19 protein-coding genes and 2 pseudogenes are annotated in these 21,227 nt (G+C 58.8%); 9 read left to right on the top strand and 12 right to left on the bottom strand.

Going from position 1 to position 21,227, the window contains the following annotated elements; all coding sequences use genetic code 11:
* Positions 1–3: 3 nt before the first annotated feature.
* Genes nifT through ACP2YO_RS13170 form a run of 3 tightly spaced genes read right to left on the bottom strand, consistent with a single transcriptional unit; the run spans position 4 to position 1,713 of the window.
* Positions 4–222 (bottom strand): putative nitrogen fixation protein NifT, encoded by a 219-nt coding sequence (gene nifT / locus ACP2YO_RS13180; protein WP_426441245.1) that lies wholly within the window; start codon positions 220–222, stop codon positions 4–6.
* Between the two features lie 4 nt (positions 223–226).
* Positions 227–1,426, bottom strand: a complete 1,200-nt coding sequence (nifS, locus tag ACP2YO_RS13175) for a cysteine desulfurase NifS (protein WP_426441244.1) — start codon at positions 1,424–1,426, stop codon at positions 227–229.
* Positions 1,423–1,713, bottom strand: a complete 291-nt coding sequence (locus tag ACP2YO_RS13170; protein WP_426441243.1) for a NifU family protein — start codon at positions 1,711–1,713, stop codon at positions 1,423–1,425. Before ACP2YO_RS13170 ends, nifS begins: the two co-directional genes overlap by 4 nt.
* Before the next feature lie 151 nt (positions 1,714–1,864).
* Here ACP2YO_RS13170 and ACP2YO_RS13165 point away from each other — a divergent pair, with 151 nt between their 5' ends.
* Both ACP2YO_RS13165 and ACP2YO_RS13160 read left to right on the top strand, forming a co-directional pair.
* A complete protein-coding gene (locus tag ACP2YO_RS13165; RefSeq protein WP_426441242.1) occupies positions 1,865–1,993 on the top strand; it encodes a hypothetical protein in 129 nt (42 codons plus the stop codon).
* A 342-nt stretch (positions 1,994–2,335) separates the two neighbouring features.
* Positions 2,336–2,926 (top strand): hypothetical protein, encoded by a 591-nt coding sequence (locus tag ACP2YO_RS13160; protein ID WP_426441241.1) that lies wholly within the window; start codon positions 2,336–2,338, stop codon positions 2,924–2,926.
* An 836-nt stretch (positions 2,927–3,762) separates the two neighbouring features.
* Here the strand turns inward: ACP2YO_RS13160 and ACP2YO_RS13155 are convergent.
* From ACP2YO_RS13155 to ACP2YO_RS13140, 4 genes and pseudogenes are all read right to left on the bottom strand, one after another.
* Positions 3,763–4,581: a carbon-nitrogen hydrolase family protein gene (locus ACP2YO_RS13155; RefSeq protein ID WP_426443168.1), complete on the bottom strand. Its 819-nt coding sequence runs from the start codon at positions 4,579–4,581 to the stop codon at positions 3,763–3,765.
* Positions 4,582–4,653: 72 nt separating this feature from the next.
* Positions 4,654–5,279, bottom strand: a pseudogene (locus tag ACP2YO_RS13150) (carbon-nitrogen hydrolase family protein); the annotation flags it as partial.
* Between the two features lie 461 nt (positions 5,280–5,740).
* Complete coding sequence (locus ACP2YO_RS13145) at positions 5,741–6,694, bottom strand: class I SAM-dependent methyltransferase (protein ID WP_426441240.1); 954 nt, start codon at positions 6,692–6,694, stop codon at positions 5,741–5,743.
* An 8-nt stretch (positions 6,695–6,702) separates the two neighbouring features.
* Positions 6,703–8,055, bottom strand: a complete 1,353-nt coding sequence (locus tag ACP2YO_RS13140; protein WP_426441239.1) for a coproporphyrinogen-III oxidase family protein — start codon at positions 8,053–8,055, stop codon at positions 6,703–6,705.
* A gap of 558 nt (positions 8,056–8,613) precedes the next feature.
* Here ACP2YO_RS13140 and ACP2YO_RS13135 point away from each other — a divergent pair.
* Positions 8,614–8,814: a hypothetical protein gene (locus tag ACP2YO_RS13135; RefSeq protein WP_426441238.1), complete on the top strand. Its 201-nt coding sequence runs from the start codon at positions 8,614–8,616 to the stop codon at positions 8,812–8,814.
* A 390-nt stretch (positions 8,815–9,204) separates the two neighbouring features.
* Positions 9,205–10,077, top strand: coding sequence for a xanthine dehydrogenase (locus ACP2YO_RS13130; protein WP_426441237.1), 873 nt, complete (start codon positions 9,205–9,207; stop codon positions 10,075–10,077).
* A gap of 656 nt (positions 10,078–10,733) precedes the next feature.
* Here the strand turns inward: ACP2YO_RS13130 and ACP2YO_RS13125 are convergent.
* Genes ACP2YO_RS13125 through ACP2YO_RS13115 form a run of 3 tightly spaced genes read right to left on the bottom strand, consistent with a single transcriptional unit; the run spans position 10,734 to position 11,542 of the window.
* Complete coding sequence (locus ACP2YO_RS13125) at positions 10,734–10,925, bottom strand: hypothetical protein (protein ID WP_426441236.1); 192 nt, start codon at positions 10,923–10,925, stop codon at positions 10,734–10,736.
* A complete protein-coding gene (locus tag ACP2YO_RS13120; protein WP_426441235.1) occupies positions 10,915–11,202 on the bottom strand; it encodes a NifU family protein in 288 nt (95 codons plus the stop codon). Before ACP2YO_RS13120 ends, ACP2YO_RS13125 begins: the two co-directional genes overlap by 11 nt.
* A gap of 19 nt (positions 11,203–11,221) precedes the next feature.
* On the bottom strand, positions 11,222–11,542 hold the full coding sequence (locus ACP2YO_RS13115; RefSeq protein WP_426441234.1) for a HesB/IscA family protein: 321 nt from the start codon (positions 11,540–11,542) through the stop codon (positions 11,222–11,224).
* 692 nt (positions 11,543–12,234) lie between these two features.
* Between ACP2YO_RS13115 and ACP2YO_RS13110 the strand changes: the two genes are divergently transcribed.
* The 3 genes and pseudogenes from ACP2YO_RS13110 (at position 12,235) to ACP2YO_RS13100 (ending at position 15,874) form a co-directional block, all read left to right on the top strand.
* The gene (locus ACP2YO_RS13110; RefSeq protein ID WP_426441233.1) at positions 12,235–13,170 is read left to right on the top strand and encodes a TauD/TfdA dioxygenase family protein; all 936 of its coding nucleotides are present in this window, start codon (positions 12,235–12,237) and stop codon (positions 13,168–13,170) included.
* 869 nt (positions 13,171–14,039) lie between these two features.
* Positions 14,040–14,249: pseudogene (locus ACP2YO_RS13105) on the top strand (glutamine--fructose-6-phosphate transaminase (isomerizing)); the annotation flags it as partial.
* Between the two features lie 296 nt (positions 14,250–14,545).
* Positions 14,546–15,874 (top strand): glycoside hydrolase family 28 protein, encoded by a 1,329-nt coding sequence (locus tag ACP2YO_RS13100; RefSeq protein ID WP_426441232.1) that lies wholly within the window; start codon positions 14,546–14,548, stop codon positions 15,872–15,874.
* Positions 15,875–16,143: 269 nt separating this feature from the next.
* Here the strand turns inward: ACP2YO_RS13100 and ACP2YO_RS13095 are convergent, their stop codons facing one another.
* Positions 16,144–17,034, bottom strand: a complete 891-nt coding sequence (locus tag ACP2YO_RS13095; protein WP_426441231.1) for a pectinesterase family protein — start codon at positions 17,032–17,034, stop codon at positions 16,144–16,146.
* Between the two features lie 648 nt (positions 17,035–17,682).
* On the opposite strand from ACP2YO_RS13095, the gene ACP2YO_RS13090 reads away from it, so the two are divergent.
* Together ACP2YO_RS13090 and ACP2YO_RS13085 are read left to right on the top strand one after the other, a co-directional pair.
* Entirely contained in the window at positions 17,683–19,272 is a 1,590-nt protein-coding gene (locus tag ACP2YO_RS13090) for a carbohydrate porin (RefSeq protein WP_426441230.1), read from the top strand.
* A gap of 200 nt (positions 19,273–19,472) precedes the next feature.
* Positions 19,473–19,712, top strand: coding sequence for a hypothetical protein (locus ACP2YO_RS13085; protein WP_426441229.1), 240 nt, complete (start codon positions 19,473–19,475; stop codon positions 19,710–19,712).
* A gap of 1,065 nt (positions 19,713–20,777) precedes the next feature.
* Here the strand turns inward: ACP2YO_RS13085 and ACP2YO_RS13080 are convergent.
* A complete protein-coding gene (locus ACP2YO_RS13080; protein ID WP_426441228.1) occupies positions 20,778–20,939 on the bottom strand; it encodes a hypothetical protein in 162 nt (53 codons plus the stop codon).
* Positions 20,940–21,227 lie beyond the last annotated feature (288 nt).

The following is a 21,227-nucleotide window of genomic DNA, read 5'->3' as shown; positions in this document are numbered from 1 at the left end:
CGTTCACTGCCCGTCCTCGCCGCGCTTTTTGGCATTGATCGTGATCGGCAGCGGCGTATCGCTCGCCATCTCGGGCAAATCGAGCACCCATCCATTGGCTATTCTGATCCAACCGCCCCACAGCGTGTCGTGCTCTGTTTCCACGATCCGCTCTTCAAGATCCTTCTTGGGCACGTAAATCGACAGGCCGGCCTCCGCAGAGCGGCGGATCATGATTTTCATGAGATCAACTCCCTGGATCGAACGGATCGTTCGCGGCATTGGCGTGTTTTCGGGACATGGTGCGCAGGTGAGCTACGATGTCGGACAGCACGCACACGACCTGATCGATCTCTTCAGCAGTGGTTTCATAGGAGAGCGAAAGGCGCACCGCACCGCGCAAGCTCCTCGCCGGCAGCTGCATGGCGCGCAGCACATGCGAAGGCTCCATCGAACCGGAGCTGCAGGCTGATCCGAACGACGCGGCAATGCCGGCGCGATTAAGATGATGGACGATCGCTTCGCCTTCGAGATGCTCAAAGGCGATATTGGCCGTGTTCGGCAGCCGGTTGCTGACGTCGCCGAGGGCCTTGCAGTGGCCGATCTGCAATATCGCCTGCTCAAGGCGATCGCGCAACGCAGCAACGCGCACGCGCGCCGGCTCGAGCCGCTCCGCAGCAGCCTCTGCTGCTTTTCCAAGACCGACGATGCCGGGGACGTTCTCGGTTCCGCCGCGGCGCTGGCGTTCCTGTGCCCCACCCCAGATCAGCGGCCTGAATTGTGTGCCGTTCCGCAAATAGAGCGCACCGATCCCCTTCGGTCCATGCAGCTTGTGGGCGGACAGCGACAGCATGTCGATGTCAGTGACCTTCAGGTCGATCGGCACCCTGCCTGCGGCCTGCACTGCATCGGTGTGAAACAGCGCGCCCGCGCCGCGCGCCCACCCCGCCAGAAGCTCCACAGGGAAGATGGTGCCGGTCTCGTTGTTGGCCCACATGACCGACGCAATCGCCGTGCGTGGTCCGAGTGCCCCCCGGAAAGCCTCGAGATCGAGCCGGCCGCGCGAATCAACCGGGATCAGATGGGTCTTGACGCCGGTTGTGGCCAACTGTTCGATCAGCGCCAGGATCGCTTGGTGTTCGACAGAGGTGGTGACGACCTCGTCGCGCCCCTCCTGGGTCGCGAGCGCCGAGAGAATGGCCGCGTTGTTGGACTCCGTCCCTCCAGAAGTAAAGACGATCTCATGATCATAGGCAGCCCCTAGCAGCGCCTGCAAGCCGCGACGGGCTTGCTTCACGGCGCTTGCGGCCTCGCCCCCAAAGGCATGGGCCGAGGAGGCATTCCCGAAGTGTTCGGAGAAGAATGGCAACATGGCCGCGACGACGGACGGATCCGTTCGCGTCGTTGCATTGTTGTCGAGATAGATCGGCACAGATGTCTCGCTCAATGCCGCGCCTTGGCGGCTCCGGCGACCGGGACCAGGCGAACGAACTCGCCGACGCCTTCAGTCAGCCGCGCCTGAATGCCTTCCAGCGTCGCATTTGAAAGCTCACAGAACACACAGGCCCCGCTCAGCCTGATCATAATCTCGCTGCCATCGATCGCGACCAACTGACAGTCGCCGCCATCGCGTCGCAGATTGGGCCGGATGTCTTCGATCACCGCGCGAACGATCCGCTCCCGATCGGGCTCAGTTCTCGGAGGTTTCTTCAATTGTTTGGGCTTCACCGGCATGCTTCCATTTCTCGTGTTATCTTCTCTTGTCATCAGCCGCAGGATTTGCCGCAGGGACAACTCGAGTTGACGTTCGAAACGTCGAAGAGAAGATGAGACAAGAACACTTCAGTGCCGCCACGACATCGATGGTCGCGCCGGCGAGGTGCTCATGGCTATCGTTGCGACGAATACTTTGACCTTCGTCGAGCCCGATCGCGATGTCGTTAAGCTTCGCCTCGACGGCAGACCCATCATGTTATTACCGGGCGTGGCCGCCGGCCTCGACCGTGACGCGTAAGCCGCTTGCCGGCCGTGCCGATACGCAAATCGCCACTTAATCGCACTTGGTCAGATTGAGCATGGTTCGCCTTTCATTGGCCTGGCTCGGTTGCCTGCGAACTGGCAAGTCGCATGCCAGTGCCCGCACACGCGATAACGCTCCGTTTTCTCGATCCCACCTGTTGGCTTTGCGACCCGTGTCAGGTTCCTGACGGCGTTCTTCGAGCATGGCGGCGTGCTTTTCGTGTTTTCTTGAGGAATACGCCAATCAACCGTGGAGCATCGGGCGGCAAACAATTTGCATTGTGTCTCGCGCCGGCCTGGGAGGCCGGGCGAAGAGCTTAGATCGAGGACGATTTTCATGACTGCAATCGAGGACACTGCGCTGGGTCGGCTGGACAAGGAGGGGCGACTGTTCAACGCCGTATTCAAGGGGGGGACCACCAAGCCGGGCCGGTTCGGCTTTCGCGGCGATGTCGCACTCAAATTCCAGGCCCAGCTCGCGGACGAGAAGCGGCCGCCGGACTATGCACTCGAGCAGGTCTTGACGGTCGCGCAGGAGGGCGAAAGCACGATCCCGGTACTGGCCGGCTATCTGCATTCCTTCGCCTATCTCACCGACGTTGGAAGCGTTCTTGACGGCGCGCTAAGGCCTGACGGACGCTATTTCATTTTCTGCAACAATATAGACCTGTTGGCGAAATACCGGACCAAGGTCGGCGATATCACCTTTCACATACTCCCGTGCGATGAATCGACCGTCTGGAAAGAGATGATGGACCTGGTTGGTATCGACAAGAACGACATCAAGAAGCTCGATGCGGGCGGCAAGCTGGATTATCTGCTCGACGCCGCGAAGGCTCTCGATACCTCCTATGACGAGATCCCTTACGAAGACGGGCTGAAGCGGACGGGACCCGTGAAAAACCGCAACCAGAACCGGCCGGTCTGAGCCCCGGCTTCGGATCTGGCCAAACGGCTCGTCCTCAACCTGCCGCGCGCCGTCAGCAGATGTCGCGGTCCACTCCATCAGCATGATGGGCGTGAGCCGCTAGCGTTGCATGGCGATCGAGGCAGCGGCCGTATCGCTCTCCAGGCCGTTCCTCCTCGCTGCACGTCAGCCAGATGCCGTTGCGACGAGGAATTTCTTGCGTTCGCAAATTGACGGCGGTCGGACCTGTGATGCCAAAGATCTGCTTGCACCGGCACACCACAAGGACGGACGACAGCCTGCGGCTGTGTCCTCGTCAATGAGAACGAGATCGAAACCCGTGCCTCTCGTGCCGAGGTATCTCACATCTTCGTCCACCTCCGAGATCGTTCACCTCGGAGACCACCGATGCACACGAGCGGCCGAGCGATCCAGCTGAGTGTAGCCCCGATGAGGAGCCCGCAGCCGAAACCATGACGGTTTTGGCGTGGTCACTTTGCGCAGAAATGCCTGTCAAACCAACGACGCCGACCGGCGCTGCCGGTCCGACCAGGATTGTCGCGACCTTAGGAGCAGTGAAACAAGGTTCGGAACAACGAGCGTGCCACTTCTGATGACCGACTGCGCTGATTGCAAGCCAAGCCCTGCCAGATAATGCCTGAAGTACAGGCGAGAAATGTAACCCAGCGGGCACTGAATGACCGTTGCGACCAGGCCGGTGCCGATCACTACGGGAACTCCAATAATGATCGTGTAGGCTCCTCTGTCATGTGTCGTTCCGTTCGATCACGTCGCGTCCAGCGCAGTTGGTGGCACAAACGGGTTCGGGTTCGCCAGCGCCGCCTTCGAACTCTCCGTTACCCGGCAGCAGCGCTCTTGAGGCCGTGCGGCTTGACGAGCGCGCCATAGGTCGAGGGCTGGCGCTTTGCGAACATGTCCACATTCGCCATCATCTGCTTCTGACGCGCACTGGCAATCTCGACAATCTCCAGCACCACCTTGTGCATGTCGGTATAGTACGGCGTGGCGACGTCGATGTCCCAGACCGAAAACTGGGCTGGTAAGGCCACCATGCTACCGCCGCCGAACGGAGCGTCGACGCGGTTGGCGAGAATGACCGCGCACCGGTTGTCTGCCGCGCGCGGCACAGCCAGCAAGGTCCGCTCCTTACCGTCTTGCAGGCGGGCGGGCCACAGGATCACGTCGGCACCGTTGGCGCCGAGGCAGCGGGCTGCTTCGCGGAACATGCCGTCGTAGCCCATCATGACCCCGATGCGCCCGAACGGCGTTTCCGCGACCGGATACTCGGAGCCGGCCGTCCCCCATGCCCGCTCGTCCGGAAAGAGATGGACCTTCCGGTAAGACATCAAGATGTCCGCGGTCGGCCCGATCACGAAGGATGTCGGATAAAGCTTGCCGCCCTCCTCGTCGACGTTCGGTACGAGGATCGCGCAGCCTTCCGACTTGCAGAGTTTGCCGAACGTCCGCAGAAGTTCACCGTTGATCTTCGCCAGTCGCTTGGCCTCGGTGGCGTCGATCCTCCAGTTCGGGGACGCAAAATATTCCGGCAGCACCATGAGTTGGACGCCGAATCTCGCGGCATACCCGACCTGTTCCACCACGCGATCGAGGTTGGTGGGCTGCGCTTCCGACACATGGCTCTGGACCGCGGCCATGTTGAAGGTCATTTCGGCCCGAAGGTTGCCGCTGGGGTCCACGATCATGCTGCCGCCCGGATAGTAAATCGAGCGCTCCTGTCCGGCCTTCGTGGCGGCGCAGATCCAGACGCCATTCTCGAAAGCCCGGGCAGGGCGCCACATGCCCGCCTGATCGATCAGAAAGAAGTTTGCCATGTCAATGATGACCTGGGCGCCATTCAAGGCCGTGCAGCGCGGAATTTCCGGGATACCACCGTCGAAACAGGTCATGAGTCCGACGCGGCCGAGTTCGGTTTCGACCACCGGAAAGCCGCGCTCGCCAAACGCGAACCAATTCTGGTCGTGCGTCGTCAGGAACTGCTGTGATAGTGGACGACGAGCTCGCCCTCTCTGTCGAGCAGGATTCCGGTGTTGAACACTTTCTCTGCTTTGGGGTCCCATTCCGTCATGCCGCTGGCGATGAACATGTCGTTTTCGCGCGCCAACTTCGCAAGGCCGTTGACGAAGCGCCCGTTGATCGGTTCCGCGACCTTTCTGGCGTGTGGGATCGAATCGTAGAGGTACCCGGCGTTCATGCATTCAGGGAAAACGATCAGGCGTACGTCCTGAAGCGCCGCCTGCCTTACGTATTTCTCGCAGATTATCAGGTTGGCCTCGACGTTCCCCTGTAAGGCAAGGGTCTGCACGGCGGCAGCGCGATATTGATATGACTTCATGAGATATTCCCTTAGCCGCGGATTACGGCTGGTGATGAGGCGACGTGGCGGCCGGTCTCGCAATGTCGATGATCGGTCCAGCCGATACGACGAAGATCGATGGTCGCGCTTGCCGCCACTCTGGTTCGATGCCCATGTTGGGTCGCTCCAACCGCAGTCGCATGTTTCGCCAACATTTGTAACGCAGTAAGACCAGAGAGGAGACGAGCTGACGCAAGCGCTTCTTGCGAGGGCTGCTCCAGTACATCGCCACGAAGGGCGTGAGAATTTCTTCTGTGAGGCCCGGATGGTCTTGCGCGTGTGTACGATGCGGCACCATGACGGTACGTTGAAAACTCTCCGCCGGGAGACATTCCAGGATCGGAAAGCCCGGCGCGCACTATGCCGCGCGCGCTTGGTCTAGATGAGGCAAAGCGAACCCTCGGCGGCCAAGGCGGCTATTGAGAACGTCCGTTCGAGGATCACGCATCTCGAATGCTCAAGCGCCTCGGGGGCGTGAAGTATCGATATTTGCCGGCGAGCGTGCCGTTAACGAACTGAAGGCCGTGATCGCCATAGATCAGATCCTCACGCGCGTAGCCGTCGACGATGGCTCCTTGATTGTTGCTTCCAACCGTCTTCTGGGCGATTGTCATCGCATGCCTGCCTGAGGGCGGGCCGAGCACTTCAATGACGGCAGCGCGCAATGTGCCGAGTTTCAACGTATCAAACTGTTCGGCCGGAATCATTCCGGCGGCCTCGATCGGTTCGGTTGTCATTCGCGGGAGATTTTCAGATCCAATTGGCTTGCGAGCCACAACTTTCTCGATGCAGTGAGAATGAATTGGAATGCCGGGGTGCGAGTCCCATTTAATGTAATGATCGGACCGTAAGATCTCCCAGCCGGCTTTCGTATAGATCCCCTCAAGCTCTCCACGCGAGAACGACTTCTTGTGACCACATGCCAAACTCTCCTTGGGAATAGGATGGTCTGCTCGATCGAGCGTATTGGTGAAGCAGTGGAATCCGCCAGGCCGCGTCCGATCCATTAAGACCGTCACGAGCGGTTTCCAGACGGCCCGTTCGGTGAAATGCAACACGCATTGCGCTATAAAGACGTCGAGGTAAGCAGGCGGCTGGAACTCCTCAACAGGAGCGACACCGCTCGTTATTTTCACGTCAAGAGCGCCTGCGAGCCGGTTCAGTTTGGAGATAGCGGCTTCAGATATGTCGCTTGCGATTACCTGATGACCAAACTCGGCCAAATAGAGGGCGTTGCGCCCCTCGCCGCAACCCAGTTCGACAATCACACTGTTCGCGCGCAGAGCTAGGGTGATCTCGAAGATTTCGGGACTCGGACCACCCATGCACGACACGTCGTCGTCGGCATAGCCCGAATCCCACCAAAAGGGTGAATGCTTCGCCATCTTTTGCATGCCGCGCCTCACGCTGCCTGATGTTGCTCCTCAAGGGCCACCATCCTGCCGGAGTAGAACATCCGAGCCATAATGCTGGAATACTTAAATCCCGCTCGAGTCAGTTGATAAGCATTACCATCTGCCAAATTGACGAGATGCAAAGATTCGAGCGCCTTGAGTTCTTCGCCAAAATCGGCTGCCAGCGCTCCTCCGAATACCGCAGCGTAATTCCTTCTGCTCAAAGCTGACAATGAGAGGCCAAGCAGGACATAACGACGTGCAAGATCGTCCTGCGTCAGCTTGATTCCGTGCGATGCCATCGCGTCGGGGTCGAAGGGGCGAGCCGAGAAGGCGTCGATGATGGACGATGCCGCACTCCAGTCTACGACATAGTCCGTGCTATAGTGATATTGCCCAAAATAGCTTCTGGCGCCAGCCCCCAATCCTAGCAGGGGCGTTCCCCCGAAATCCGACGCCTCCTGCCGGTAGGCGTGATCGCCAGCGATCTTGGTGAAGCGCGTGAAGGATTCTTGGCGGTAACCTTTGGACGCCATCAGAGCAACGTTTCGATCGTAGACCTCATATTTTTCCACCTCAGAGAAAAATAATTCAGGATTGTGGGCCTTCGAGGTCGTGATGCTCGTCATCGGACGAACAACAACGGGATACAGAGAGAGCGTTTGCGGCTCATGGTCGAGCACCCGGCCAAGCGAAGCGCTCCAAGAGCCACGGGTTTGACCACGCAAGCCGTAGATCAGATCAAGATTGACGTGAGAAAAACGTTCGACGAGGGCTTTCATGGCAGCTTTTGCAGCCTCGACCGAATATGGCCTGCCAGAGTGCGCAAGCTCGCCGGGCTCCATGCTTTGGATCCCCATGCTCATCCTGTTGACGCCAAGTGCCTTCAGGCAGTCCAGAAAGCTGCTGTCGAAAGAGTCGGGCGTGGTCTCGACCGTGGTCTCACATCGCGGACTTCGTTTTGGAAAGGCCGCATCGAGGGCGGCGAAAAGCTCACCGAATTGACGTTGCGTCAGCAGGGTTGGCGTGCCACCGCCGAAATAGATACTGACAACCTCTCGATCTCCGAAGTATTCGCCATATCGGGCGATGTGCTCCAGCAGTCGACCAACGTAAGACTTGAGAGTCTCCGGTCGATGGCGTGTTGTAAGAAAGAGCGTGCAGTAGGTGCAGCGATAGCGGCAGAACGGAATATGGATGTAGATGTTGATCTGCTTTGAGCCATTAGCCTGCTCAACGAGATCCGTTATGCGCAGCGGCTGGGAGAACGCCCGATATGCGCGCTTCGAAGGATAGCCATAGACATAGGTTGGCAACTCCTTCTTGGCTATGCTTGTCCGAAGAAATTCCAGACAATCCATGACTTAATCCGTTTATTGCCAAAGCCTGTGAATGCCTGAACGCGGTCGTCTCGAACGCCGCAAGCTCGTCCCTTAGGACAATCAGCAATTTCCATGGAAGCTGCTAATCCGCATTCAGTATGGCGTTTGCGCCAGTTATGTTCTTCAGATCGAACCGTGCGGCTTATGTGTAAGAAACCCAACGCCCGCATATAGGGCTATAGCGGCCGCTCAGCCCATCATTCAGCCCACTGCTTCCACAAACTGCCAAGACCATCCTCCCGAAGTCGCGGACGCTTTCTTGAGGAGTTAATTTGGCTACACCATAGGCCGACATATCGGTCTTCATTGTTGGCTCCTTCTCAAATGGGAAGATCGGTCAGTGATGCCGATCGGCAGCTCCGGCCGCCGCACAACGAGAGAAACTCAAGAGTTGTGCCAACTGCGTAGGATGGGCCCCAGAAACGTCGTTCTGCATTTTGTTCAACGGCTTAACTGCGAGCGCAGCGGCACGTCGACCGAACATCACGTGTCGCGGACGCGACAAGCCCGACAATAGAGGGCAACGCAGTCACGTCGGTGGCCTGGTTCGGATCGGGCGAGCCTATATCGAGCCTGGATGATGAGATCACCGACAAGATCATCGCCGAGCTGGAGCCCGGCCGCGTGATGGGTCTAGCCTTGGGTAACGGCGGCGCCGAAGGCGCCACTCGCCATGCCGGAGAACGCCACGATCGCGATCCGTCGTGGCTTCCTCGTCTCCACCGCCGACCTCGTTAGAGCAATCGACCAGTTCATCCGCACTTGCAAATACGCAACCCGTCGACCGCTACTGCTGACTCCGTTCTCGAGCAACTCACGCGGCTTTGTCAGCGAATTATCCGAACTGAGCACTAGCTCGCGCACTGCAGGAGTTCGGACAGGGGATCGACGCGAATGCCTTCAGGCTTTCTGCGCAATGCGCGTTCCCAAACAGGTTTGCTACTCTGCAACAGGCCGTTCGTTTGCTTTGGGACAGACCTCACGCTGAACGGCCCCGCTACTATGCGCGGTCATGGAGCTCGCTCGTCTGTTAATTGGCGCGGGTCTTGCTCCGGTGCTCACCGCATTCATGCAACGCAACAACTCTATCGGTTGTGTTTACCGCGGCACGGACGCGTTGAGGTCCAAATGTCTCCAGAAATTGATCGCCGGAAACGACTTTTTGTGGTCGTCCTCGGCACCAATGAGATCGCGTCCGCAATCGCTGTCCAGCTTGCGCGGGGCGGCAATCGCGTGGTGCTGTCCTATGATCCCGATCCGCCCGTGGTCAGGCGCAAGATGGCCTTTCATGACGCACTGTTTGACGAGACGACGCAGATCGAAGATGTTGTTGGCGAGCGGGTCGATAATGCCATAGAGGTGCTTAATGCCCTTCGCGGGGACCATAGCAGGCGAGGACGAGTCGGCGTCTCCTGGCTCGGTCTGCCCGACCTGCTGCCGATCCGTCGCATCGATGTGCTGATCGACTCACGTCTGCAGAAGCGCCGGACCACGCCCGACCTGCGGCGGCTGGCGCAGCTGACGATAGGTCTGGGTCCAGGTTTCTCCGCAAGCTCGAATTGCGATGTCGCGATCGAAACCCGGCCGGGCAAGATCGGTCTGATCCAGCGGGACGACTGGACCGATGCCGCGGATGGAATTGCGAGCCGACTCGGCGATCTCGGTGCGGAGCGCTTTGTTTATTCCAGCCACGTTGGCAATTGGCGAACGTCGGTCGCAATTGGAACGCAGATCGAGAAGGATCTCGTGCTCGGCCATCTCTCCGGCGACCCGGTGATGGCGCCACGCGACGGCGTATTGCGCGGCATCATCCGTGACGGGACCGCGGTTCCGTCCGGTGTCAAGTTGCTGGAGGTCGACCCGCGGGGCCAGCTGGCGCAATGGACCGGCATCGACCAACGTGGCCGGTTGATCGCCAATGCGACATTAAGCGCCATCCGCCGAGGTCTGCCGCAACGGCCCAGCTCCATGGTCGAACCGGAGTTCTCGCCACAAGAGTAACTGGCCACCGCACCCGGCGCCTGGAATGACAAGGGTAACTTGGACCTTTGGAAACGGCCGGCAGTCCGGTTGGCCAGAAGCGCATGAAGCTCGGTTCGACGCATTGACCTACGAAGAAGCACGCGGGAGGTGATCTGTCGCGTTGGGTGCAGCAGAATGCACTCATACGCGATCTACCGTGTTGAGGATTCTACGGAGACCACGCTCGCGAGAAGGTCCGCCACACAAGCCTAAAGACCACCCCGTTTGCGTCGTGCGAATTGCTCCCGTTCAACGTCGGCGAGGCCTGACCGGGAACGCCGCTCGTGCCGCATTCGACGAGCGGGCAGCTGCGAATTCGACGAAGCCCTTGCGCCGGACTGGACTTAAGGGGCGCGCCGCACAGACCTTCAATAAGGCCAGTCATTTCGATCCCGCACTCTCGCGTGGCCGCACCTGGATGGAGGACTTCCGACAGCAACCCAGATGTGGCTCCAAAACCGGTTCATACTCTGTGCGTGGGACCCGCCGCCTTCCCGCCTGCTCAGAGGAACAGGCGACTTGGTCAGCAAACGAACTTCCATAATCGCTGCCTTCTCGCTTACTCCTCCGGCAGCTATTGCTTGATCAATTTGAAGCGACTTTTTTGCGGAGCCGGACGGAAGCTGGGCGGCGTCTCATAAGCCGGGCATGCCACAGCGAGCCCGCTTCACGGGGCGGACCGGATCGCTTCCGAACTCGCGACCGAGCAGGAATTTCAGCTGCTCAGTGAAGAGCGGCAGCATGGCCTCGGCGATCGACGGATCGGTCCGCATCGTCGCATCGTTGTCGAGATAAACCACCAGAACGACTCGTTCATCATCGCGCATCGGCAGCGCCGGGGACCGGAACCAGGCGAACGAATTCGCCGAGCCTTTCAATCAACCGCGCCTGAATGCCTTCCAGCGTCGCACTTGACAACTTACAGAACACACAGGCTCCGGTCAGCTTGACCATGATCTTGCTGCCGTCGATCGCAACCAGCTGACAGTCGCCACCATCGCGTCGCAGATTGAGCCTGGCCTCCTCGATCACGTCGCGAATGATTTGCTCCCGATCGGGCTCAGTCCCCGGAGCTTGCTTCATTTGTTCGGGCTCGACCGGCATGCTTCGATTTCTCTTGTCGTCAGCTAAAGGATTTGCCGCAGGAGCAGTTCGATGTTGCGTTCGGATTATCGAAGGTGAAACCCGAACCCTCCAACCCTACGACAAAATCGATGGTCGTGCCGGTGAGGTGCTCATAGCTTTTGTTGTCGACGAACAACTTGACCCCGTCGCGCTCGATCACGGTTTCGTCGGGTTTCGCCTCGCTGGCCAAGTCCATGATGTATTTGAATCCGGCGCAGCCCCCCGCCTCGACTATGATGCGAAGGCCACTCACCTGCCGCGCTGAATTTGAAATCACGCTCTTGACCGCTTTCAATGCGCTGGCCGTCAGATTGATCATCGCTCATCCTTCATTGCGTCGATCGGTTGTCTGCGAACTGGCAAGTCGCATGCCAGCGCCGCCGCTCAAGAAGACTAATCTTTGCGAGGTCGCGCCTGTTACCGCTGCAACGCGTGTAGGGTTTGCGACAAAGGCGTTCGTGGCATGGCTGTGGCTGGCGTATGCATTGGTCCGGCGGCGCCCCGCCGTTCCCGGTTTAGATCGCAGCGAGCCTGGATCGATTGAGATTGGCGGAGCTAACCAGATTTGCCTATCTCAGGAAGGCCCGCATGGAGCTCCTACCGTGCGGGCCTTTATGTTGCGCGAAGGATGATTGGATCTGCGCGATTGCCGCCGATCACCCCGGGGAGCAGATATGCCAGTACCGCCAGGAGCAAGTCTGCCATTAGGCACGCACGCAAGCGGCGTAACAGGGGCACGTCCCAGTTAATCCCGTCGTGTCATCTAAAGGTTTGCTTCCGGTCAACTACCAATGTTCGCCATTGATCGAGATGACAGACCCATGTCAACTCGTAGGGTAATGAGCGCCGCGCAGGTCACAGCTCACCTGGTCGATATGACGTGAAAAGCAGAGCAACGCCGATCGACGCGGATTCCTTCCATACACCGTCCGCAATCTGGCGTTCACCAACACGCGTCGCAACCGAATCGCCTGGTCTGGCGAACAGGGGGCAACTTTGGAGCATACCACCATGAGTGAAGCGGCTTTGATCGATAATATCATTCCGCGTGCCGATATCGTCAAACGCGCAGCGCGCGTTGGCGCTGAAATCAGGAATATCACCCTTTCGGGCGATTTGCCGGACCTGACGATCGCTGCGATCAACCGGCTGCTGCTCGAGCACAAGGTCCTCTTCTTTCGCGACCAGGGTCATCTCGACGACGTCGAGCATGAGCGCTTTGCTGTTCGTTTCGGAAGGCTCGTGCCACATCCGATGCTCGGTGCCATGAAGGGAACCGCGTCGATGATCGAGCTTGATTCCGCCCGCGCCGCGAGCCGGGCTGATCTCTGGCACAGCGATGGGACCTTCGTCGATGCCTATCCCAAGATTGCGGTGCTGCGAGGCGTTGTGATACCAGCATTCGGTGGAGATACGGTCTGGTCAAACACCGCGACCGCTTATCTCGACCTGCCAGCGTCGCTTCGGCGGCTTGCCGACGAGCTCTGGGCCGTTCACAGCAACGCCTTCGACTACGCAGTCATGGCCCGCGGCAGCGAGGCCGACAAGAAGCATTTCGACGAGGTCTTCACCAGAACGGTTTATGAGACCGAGCATCCGGTCGTGCGTGTCCACCCCGAGACCGGCGAACGCACACTGGTGCTCGGCGATGTGGTGCAGCGGTTTGTTGGTATCCCGAAATATGACGGCCGGAGGCTGTTCGATCTGTTCCAGTCTCACATCACCGCACCCGAAAACACCGTGCGCTGGACCTGGAGGGAGGGCGATGTCGCGATCTGGGACAACCGCGCCACGCAACATTATGCGGTCAATGATTACGGCGACCAGCATCGCGTCGTTCGACGCGCCACCATCGATGGCGAGGTGCCCGTCAGTACAGACGGTCGGAGCAGCGTAACGCGCATAACGACCGGCAAGGAGCCGTCAGCAAAGGTCGCCCAGCGTTAGGGTCACGGCCGGAGAAGAAATATGCGGGCCACTCAGTTGCCAGGACGCATGGTTGCGTCCGGCTCCACGATATCGAGCCCCGCATAGGAGATGATTGTACCCGGCTGCGATCGCAGACCTGCTCAGCTCGTACAGATAATGCAGGCAGGCAGTCTCGAAACCGCGAAGTCGCCGATGACAACGGGTCATGAAAACGCGTGCCTACAGTTATCCATAGTGTAGATGCGGTCCATCAACACAATCGATTTTACCAATTTTATTGGATGCCGCATAAGACAAACGTCATCTTGGAGAAAAGCCTTCGGCCGATCAGAATGGTTATCGATCTTCGCTCAGACACGGGAACACATTGTCGGTGTACGTCGAGCATCAACTCAAACACATGTGCATTCTCGCCACGTTCTTGGGCGATCTGTCACCCTGTATTGCGCGAATTCGAAGCGACAGGCGACGCCCAAGGGGCTGCGTCGTTATTCATTCGCCAATTCCGCCTAGAGGTCGAGCAATGGGCAGAACTCCTTGAACCCTGTTTGAATGAAACAAAAGGAAACAACATCAGATTTCGTTCAGAACTGACCTGGCCCCTCTGTGGCTGAGGTTAGCGGCGAATGCCCTCGCCGTAAACGGAACGTCGGCAGGCCTCCCTCTGTCGACGGAAGCTGGCGGGATGTCTAGCAGCATCTCTCCTCCCAGACTGACTGACTTCTGCCCGGCCACCAAAAGCGGTCGGGCTTCTTTTGTGTGCCGTGTACGAGCGACAGCTTGGAGGTGGAGCCCCTCTATCCAGCTATGCGTTCACTACGGCAGCACCGGCACAACCTCTTGAGAAGCGGGCTCTGGCATCATCAATGGCGCTCAACGCGACCGACGGCGGCGTTATCCTCATAACCGATGCCAAGGGCGCTGGAGCGGCGACGCTGGATTCGTTCGCCACCATCGTGCTACCGGACATGCCGGCCGCCTTCACGCCGATGGTCTACGCGATCCCCGTGCAGCTGCTCGCCTACCATACGGCCGTCGTGATGGGCACCGATGTCGACCAGCCGCGGAATCTCGCCAAATCCGTAACCGTAGAATAGGCAGGACAGGAGCCGGTCGATCGCATCTCGCCTTCAAACTCGGTCATAAAATCATGGCTGAGCATTTCACGACTGACCACCGCCACCTCGCTCGTGATCAAAAGCTAGCTAGCGGGCGCTTTTTTGTTTCGTATGGCGGTGGACTTACGGAGAGTTCGAGATTTTGTTTTCCCGGCAATCTTCCGGTGGCCCGGCAGGTTAGCTGTTCTACCTTTGCATTCAGCTAGGACAGCTTAGCGTTTGGCTTGGGAGCAGATCGAGGGCCGAGGTGGCGCCGCGAAACTGAGAGGTTGTTCATGGTAGTGCGGTTGCGTTATCGGGCCGTGCTGTGCATGGTTGCCGGCATCGTTCTTTGCCTCCCCGCATATGCGAAAGATCGCCGCACCATCGGCGAACCCGCTGCACCAGGTGATGTGTGCGCCCGCCTGGGACCCTCAAGTGAGGATGATACGGTTAGGCTGCAACATGCCATTGCTTACTGCCCCCCTGGCTCAGCGGTTCATTTGGCAGGCGGGACCTTCCTGTCGGGCCCCCTCGACATGAAATCCGGAGTAACGCTATGGATCGAGCGCGACGCCACGCTTGTCGCAATTGCCCAGCCGAAAGCTTATGACAAAGGCTTGGGAAATTGTGGTCGCATCGAAGGCAAGGGCGACGGCTGCCGGCCGTTCATCAGCTTCTTCAAAACACGCGGTGGCGGCATCTATGGCGATGGCATCATCGACGGCCGGGGCGGCGCGATCATGGCCGGAACCACCGAGACTTGGTGGCAACTGGCCCGGCGCGCACAGGCCGAGGGCGGCAAACAGAACGTCCCGCGCCTGATCCAGGTCGATCATGCCCAGGACGTTGCCTTCCACGGCATCACATTGCGCAATTCGGCCAATTTCCATGTGGCGATGAACCGGGTTGAAGGTGCCACCTTTTGGGGTGTCACGATCGATACACCGGCCGACGCCCGCAACACCGACGGCATCGATCCTGGAGCCAGCCAGGATGTGACCATTGCTCACTGTCGTATCCGCACCGGCGACGACAATGTGGCTATCAAGGCCGGCAACAGTGGTCCCACCCGCCATATCTCCATTATCGACAACTACTTCGGCTGGGGCCACGGCATGTCGATCGGCAGTGAGGTGAGCTCAGGTGTCAGCGACATACTGGTGCGCGGCCTGACACTGGACGGCACGACATCTGGCTTGCGCATCAAGAGCGATGTCAGCCGGGGTGGGTTGGTGGAGAGGGTGACCTATGAGAACGTGTGCCTGCGCGGCAACCGATGGCCGATCTATTTCGATACTCGCTACGATGTCCGGGCGCACGGCGACAAAATTCCGATCTATCGCCAGATCGCTTTGCGTCATGTGCGAGGCGATAATGGTACGTTGGTGATGCATGGGCTTGATCGAGACCACGCTCTCGGGATTACGCTCGATGATGTGCGATTTGGCGATAACGCGACCTGGCAAGTGGAAAATGCAGATCTGACGGTTTCCGGTGTGTGGCCGCCCGTGCGGCGCGAGGCCGGGCCACCGTCGTCTAGTGCATGGGAAGGGTGTGAGAAGGCATTCCCCCGATTTCTCGGACCGGCAAGCAAAAACGAGAGCAGCCTTGCGCCCCGATAATCCTCATCGCTTCCTTGCAGCATTCGCATTTGGCCAGACCCGACAACAGCTGAGTGTGCGTGGCCGGACCTGGTACCGGCTCGAATCGCTTAGCGGGATGCTCGGCTGTCCGATAAGTTGACGAAGCCGTGAGACGGATCGCCAACCTCAATGGCGAGATAGAGAGGCGGTGCACCCGCATGCGCGGTACCTAAAACCAGACTTTGCCCAATCAAGGGAACGACACGGCCCGAGCCGGAGCAAACCCCTTCACGAACGCCCCATAATTCCTATCTTGATGGTGAGTTCGGGAGCCAGTTCGTGTCATCGGCAAAGAACGCTTTGAGCGACCATTGCTTGGCTTCGCTGTCGGTGAGTTGATGCGCGTAAGGTTCGCGTCCTCTGGGATTAGCCCCGATACCGGTGGATTTGTATTCGGCATAGTAGGCTGTCTTCAGTCTGCTGGTCTTGCCGCGATCCCATTCGCTCCAACCTTCCGAGATCACCGGCGCATTCATCTCGGTGGACAAGAAGATCACCGCAGCGTAAGCGCGCCAAGGGCGGCCGAGGGCGATACCCCGTGCCGCCGGATCGACGGTGAGGATGCAGTGGTCAAACACATAGGCGCTGTCCTCGTCCGGCGAATCCTTGCTTTGTGCGGTATACACCACAGCCTGATTGGCGATGCCGTGCAACTCGCAACGCTGGAAATAGGCCTTGGCGTTGCCAAATATGTAGTCGACATGTCCCTCGATGTAACAGTTCGAAAAGTATTGCCGTGCTGTTCGGCCGTTGGGCCCTTTGTTGGCGAATAGTGTGTCCTGTGCGCCGAGCAGGCGGACGCGAGTGATCACGTCTTTGTCTCCGGTAATAGATAGTGCCACGGCCTGCGAAGGCGGATTAGCCGGATTCGACGAATAGTCGTTTTGAATCGTCAAATTGTCGAGCTGGAAGTCATCGCCAGATGCGTCCATCGTCGCAGAACGGACGGTTCCGCCCACTCTGATCGCACCGTCGCCGTAGACGACCACGGTGTCCTGTGGCTTGTTGCCGGTGCCTCTGATGTGGACGCCAGGTTTGCCGATCTTGACCTTTTCGCGATAGATGCCCGGCGCGATCAGAATGTCGCCGCCTTGAGGAGGCAATGCGTCTGCGGCCTCCTGGACGGAGCGATAGGCCATGTCGTCGGATTGCGAGACCAAAAGTCGCTCAGCGTTTGCTCCCGCCGGCTCTACGCATCTGGTCAGAACGACGGCGGAAATCAGGAAAATTCGCATAGTTGTCCCACGCTTTGTTGAGCTAGCAACACGCTTTTAGGTGGGACGTACAACGTTGCGCGGCTGCGGCGCTCACAACGACTGACGGCTCGTCCAATTTGCGCCGGGCGAGGTCAGCATCGCCAGGCCTCATCCTAGATGTCAGCGTTAGATGCCAGGGCGCCCGCCTCCAAAGCGCGTAAAGACCGCGATCCTGCAGCGACAGGCAACGCGTCGCGCCCCAGTCAACTACCACACCTGGCAATTGATGGCGATGACGGACACATGGCAATTGTGGGCCAACGAATGTCGCGCTGATCACACGTCAAGGAACGTTGGGATGCATCATGAATCTGGTTGCGCCACCGGACCCGATGGATGTGTTGGCTCTTCGCCCGCAGCGATGAAGTCCACTTCATCCGTGATCGCTCCCTTGTACCGCACCGATAGACGGTGCTGTGGCTGTCAAGCCTCACCCAGGTCCTTCAGACGCCAACGGTTGTGAGTGAGCTCCGGGCCAATCAGGTCGGAGCGCAATCTACCAAAGCCAACAATAAGGAAGTGGAGCCCACCATGCAGAGTAGCGCTGTCGTGGCAATATCGACTCGAATACACTCCGCTGCGGCACCTGTTTTCAGCTTTGAACCAACTGCGAGGCAAAGGAGGCTCGCGATCGCACTGTCGCTAGCAGCGAATCTTGTCGGCAATTCGGCGCCAGCGCGAGCTGCCAACGTGCTTAATCTCAAAAGCGACACTCCGGATAAGGTTGCTCAAGGCGTAATTCAAAAGGACACCGATCCAGCCGGGAACACGCGACGCCGCCGGCTCAAACGAGCAGCACATCTCGTCGGTCACTCGACGCTGGCACAAACCACCAATACGGCTGCCTCAAAGTATGACAGCGCGGATGAAGTTGCAAAGATCAAAACTCAAAAGCAGACCGACCCATTCGCAAAATTCGAGAATCTGCGTGAAAAAGGTATCTGGCCCAATTTGCCTGGTCCTGCAGAAACGATAGGTCAGGATAACGGCGGGGTGAGATCTGCGCTGGCAGACGTCGGGATCGGTTATATTGGCTGGACACTAAACACCTTCGTAGACAATCAACTGCCGAATGCAGCCAGAGGCACCATCGCCAATCAGCTATATGCTGGCCAGCGTCCCACATTTGTTACCGCCAATTTCATGATCGTGACCTACGATCTCAGCCGATTTGGAATTCCCGATGGTCAGATCATCGTGGGAGCCGAGCAACAATACTCGACATGGAAGCCTGGCGGCCCCGATAGAGTCGGAATCAATACAATTGCCTACTATCAGACGTTTTTGGACAGGAAGCTCGAGCTCAAAATAGGTTATCTCAGAAATCAAAATGAGTTTGCAGGCACGCTGTTCGCTTTTGGGCCCTCGTTGGGCATCCTGTTCCAAGGAGGAATGAGCAGCAATCCCGCGCCGACACCAGCTCTCAACCTGAGGTACAATTTTGATGATCGCTTCTATAACAAGGTTTCAATCCAGCGCTCGCTCAGTCCAGACGGTCAATTTGCGCAGATAACCAAAAATCCTACCGGCTTAAGCTGGAGCACGGCCAACGCGGGCGTTCTTTTGCTTGATGAAACTGGCTATAAGAACAAAGCTGCCCAGGGATTGCCCGAGACCTGGTTGCGGGCGGGCGCCGGTTTCAACGACAGCAGCTACACCAACTTGGCGGATCCGAAGCAACCGAGAGCCAACGCGAACAGTGTCTACTACGTGGCTGCGGACAGGCAATTCTGGCAGTCTGATGCCCAGGGCCTGGCGTCGCGTGGTATCTATGGTGGCTTCTCTGCAATGTACGCTCCGCCTGACCTGAATAAAGCTAGCCGTTATTACGAGCTGCGTCTTTATGCGAAGGGACTGTTTGACAGCCGGCCCATTGATCGGATTGCCATTGTTGCCACGAATACCACGTGGAGCAATTTTGCAGTGGATGCTGCTTTGGCGAAAGGGCAGCTCGCACATCGCGACAGCACTTCGATCTCGGGAACATATACCGCGCATCTGGCACCCGGGGTATATACAAGCGTAGGACTGGCTTACATCAATAATCCGACAAGCATGACATACACACGCCGAACAGGACATGCTCTGAACTTGTTGGTGTCTGCGTTGATATTCTTCTAGGTTCTGGCGGCTAGTGCCGCCCTGGACGCGGCTACAAAAGGGTTGCAAAACAATTGCTCTGGACCGCCGACGTCAGGCCGGCGGATGGGCTCCATGACTGCGGTGACTGCGGTCGCGCCCGGGCACTGATTGCGCCTCCGCGCGGTTGACGGACGACAACAAGGCGCAGCTTCGGGCGATCCAGGTTCTTGAGCTCAATCATGGCCAAGCGGTTGGCGCGCGCCTCACACAGTAACGTCAAAACGCGCTCTCAACCCGAGCACCGATCAATAGGCGCCATGGCAGGCCTGCATCTGAGCTTAGCTTTGATCGTGTCGAATGTTCTTTGCGCGTCTGCGTTGCTGGAATGCACTCCGTTTGTCCGAGAAAGGGAGGGCACCATCTCGCTCGGCGCCCGCCCCGCACCGGGCGACAATGTGCAGACTTGGCTGTACATTTGAGTGGTTATCCCCTGGCGTTGAGACCGTCGGCCCGTGATGACCGTTCTCTGTCTCGCCGCGCCTTGGCTCCAGCTCTGGACACATCGCCGCCGCGTAAGCAGCAAAGCCGGTCATACATTCCTTGGTCACCCGCGCCGAAACGATGATGAGCATGTTCCAAAGAGCAATTCCGGTGCCCGCATATCCTGCGCTGGCCTCGGTTATCAGCGACGAAGCGCCGATGGTGTTGACGACCCTGGGCTCTGCTGTCTGTCGGCTCGACCTCTGTCCACGAACGGGATTGAACCGATATATCGCTCTATCCGGCTCGCCAATCGAATGGTCGGCTGCGACATCGCGTTGGAGTGCGACGTCCATAGCGGCATCGGCTTCTCCTGGGGCAGGCTGGTTCAGCGGACCTCGTCGGCGCCATGTTTCCGCACCATTCGGTCGGGTCGGGATTAAGGCTGCCGTTGCAATATCAGCCCTGCTCTTTGTGGCGGTCGCCCGGTGCTGGGGGATGCCGCTCGGCAGCGCATTTGGACAACGTCGGCTCTTGTAGAACTTGCGAATGATCTCTGAGACGTTCGCCATTCGCGGCAACGCCGGCCCGTCGCTCTCCTCGCGGCGGCGATGCGCGAAGGGTCGCAATACGCTCGGGAGCGTCATCGGCCGCAAGCCAACTCGAAATTGCAAAGTAGATCGGCAAGCGCTGATGCATATTGCCCATTTGTTGTGGTTCACCAAATTCAACCACGCGCTGGCCCGAGATGGCGGCATTTCTGAAAGCGGTTCGGCAAACCCGTGGCTATTTGCGGCCGGCCCCGATCTATCGACCTGGCTAGGGCGTGTGGGTCGGGATGACTCAACGGTTCGGTCATGCATTAGATTCGCTCTCCGTCGTTGAGTTGCGCGGGACTGACCTCGTGCCGCTCAAACTCCGCGGACGATGATGATCGACCTGACTGACCAGAAGCTGACGAACAGCCGTCTGATCATCCGCATTCGGCCGGGTGAGAAAACGGCCCCGCTATCTTTGACCTTCCGCCGCCACTCGAGGCGGCAATAACCATTCCAACAGTTGGATCATGCCGGCGGAACTTGGCGGCTGATCTCGATGTCGTTGACGTTCACAGCCGTCATCTCGGCGCAGTTCGGGCGATTCGCCGTTTGGATCGGACTGGCATCGATCCGGCGCACCATTTCCATCCCCTCGCACCGCAGCTGCCGTCCCGCGATCGCCGACAACGCCGCAAGGGTCTCCACGGAGGTGCCCGGCGGGCAATCGGCGTCCGACAGCGTCGAGCCGCCCAGACTACTCGTGCCCAAATGATGGTGGTACCGCGGACCGGCGTTGAAGCCGGCAGCCCGTCCACCTAGACATGCTATCGAATTTGACGTGCTCGGCCTTCCGTGTCTCAACGACCTGAAATTTTGCATCGACCCTACGCGCATACGCCGCGACATCGTGAGGCACTGCCCGGATCGTGAGTCATTCCGCGGACAGCCCCGCGCCTGTTCGAAAAGCCGGACAGA

Origin of the sequence: Bradyrhizobium genosp. P (assembly GCF_049949265.1) — a bacterium.
In the GTDB taxonomy this organism is placed as follows: domain Bacteria; phylum Pseudomonadota; class Alphaproteobacteria; order Rhizobiales; family Xanthobacteraceae; genus Bradyrhizobium.
This window is presented reverse-complemented; position numbering and strand designations above follow the sequence as displayed.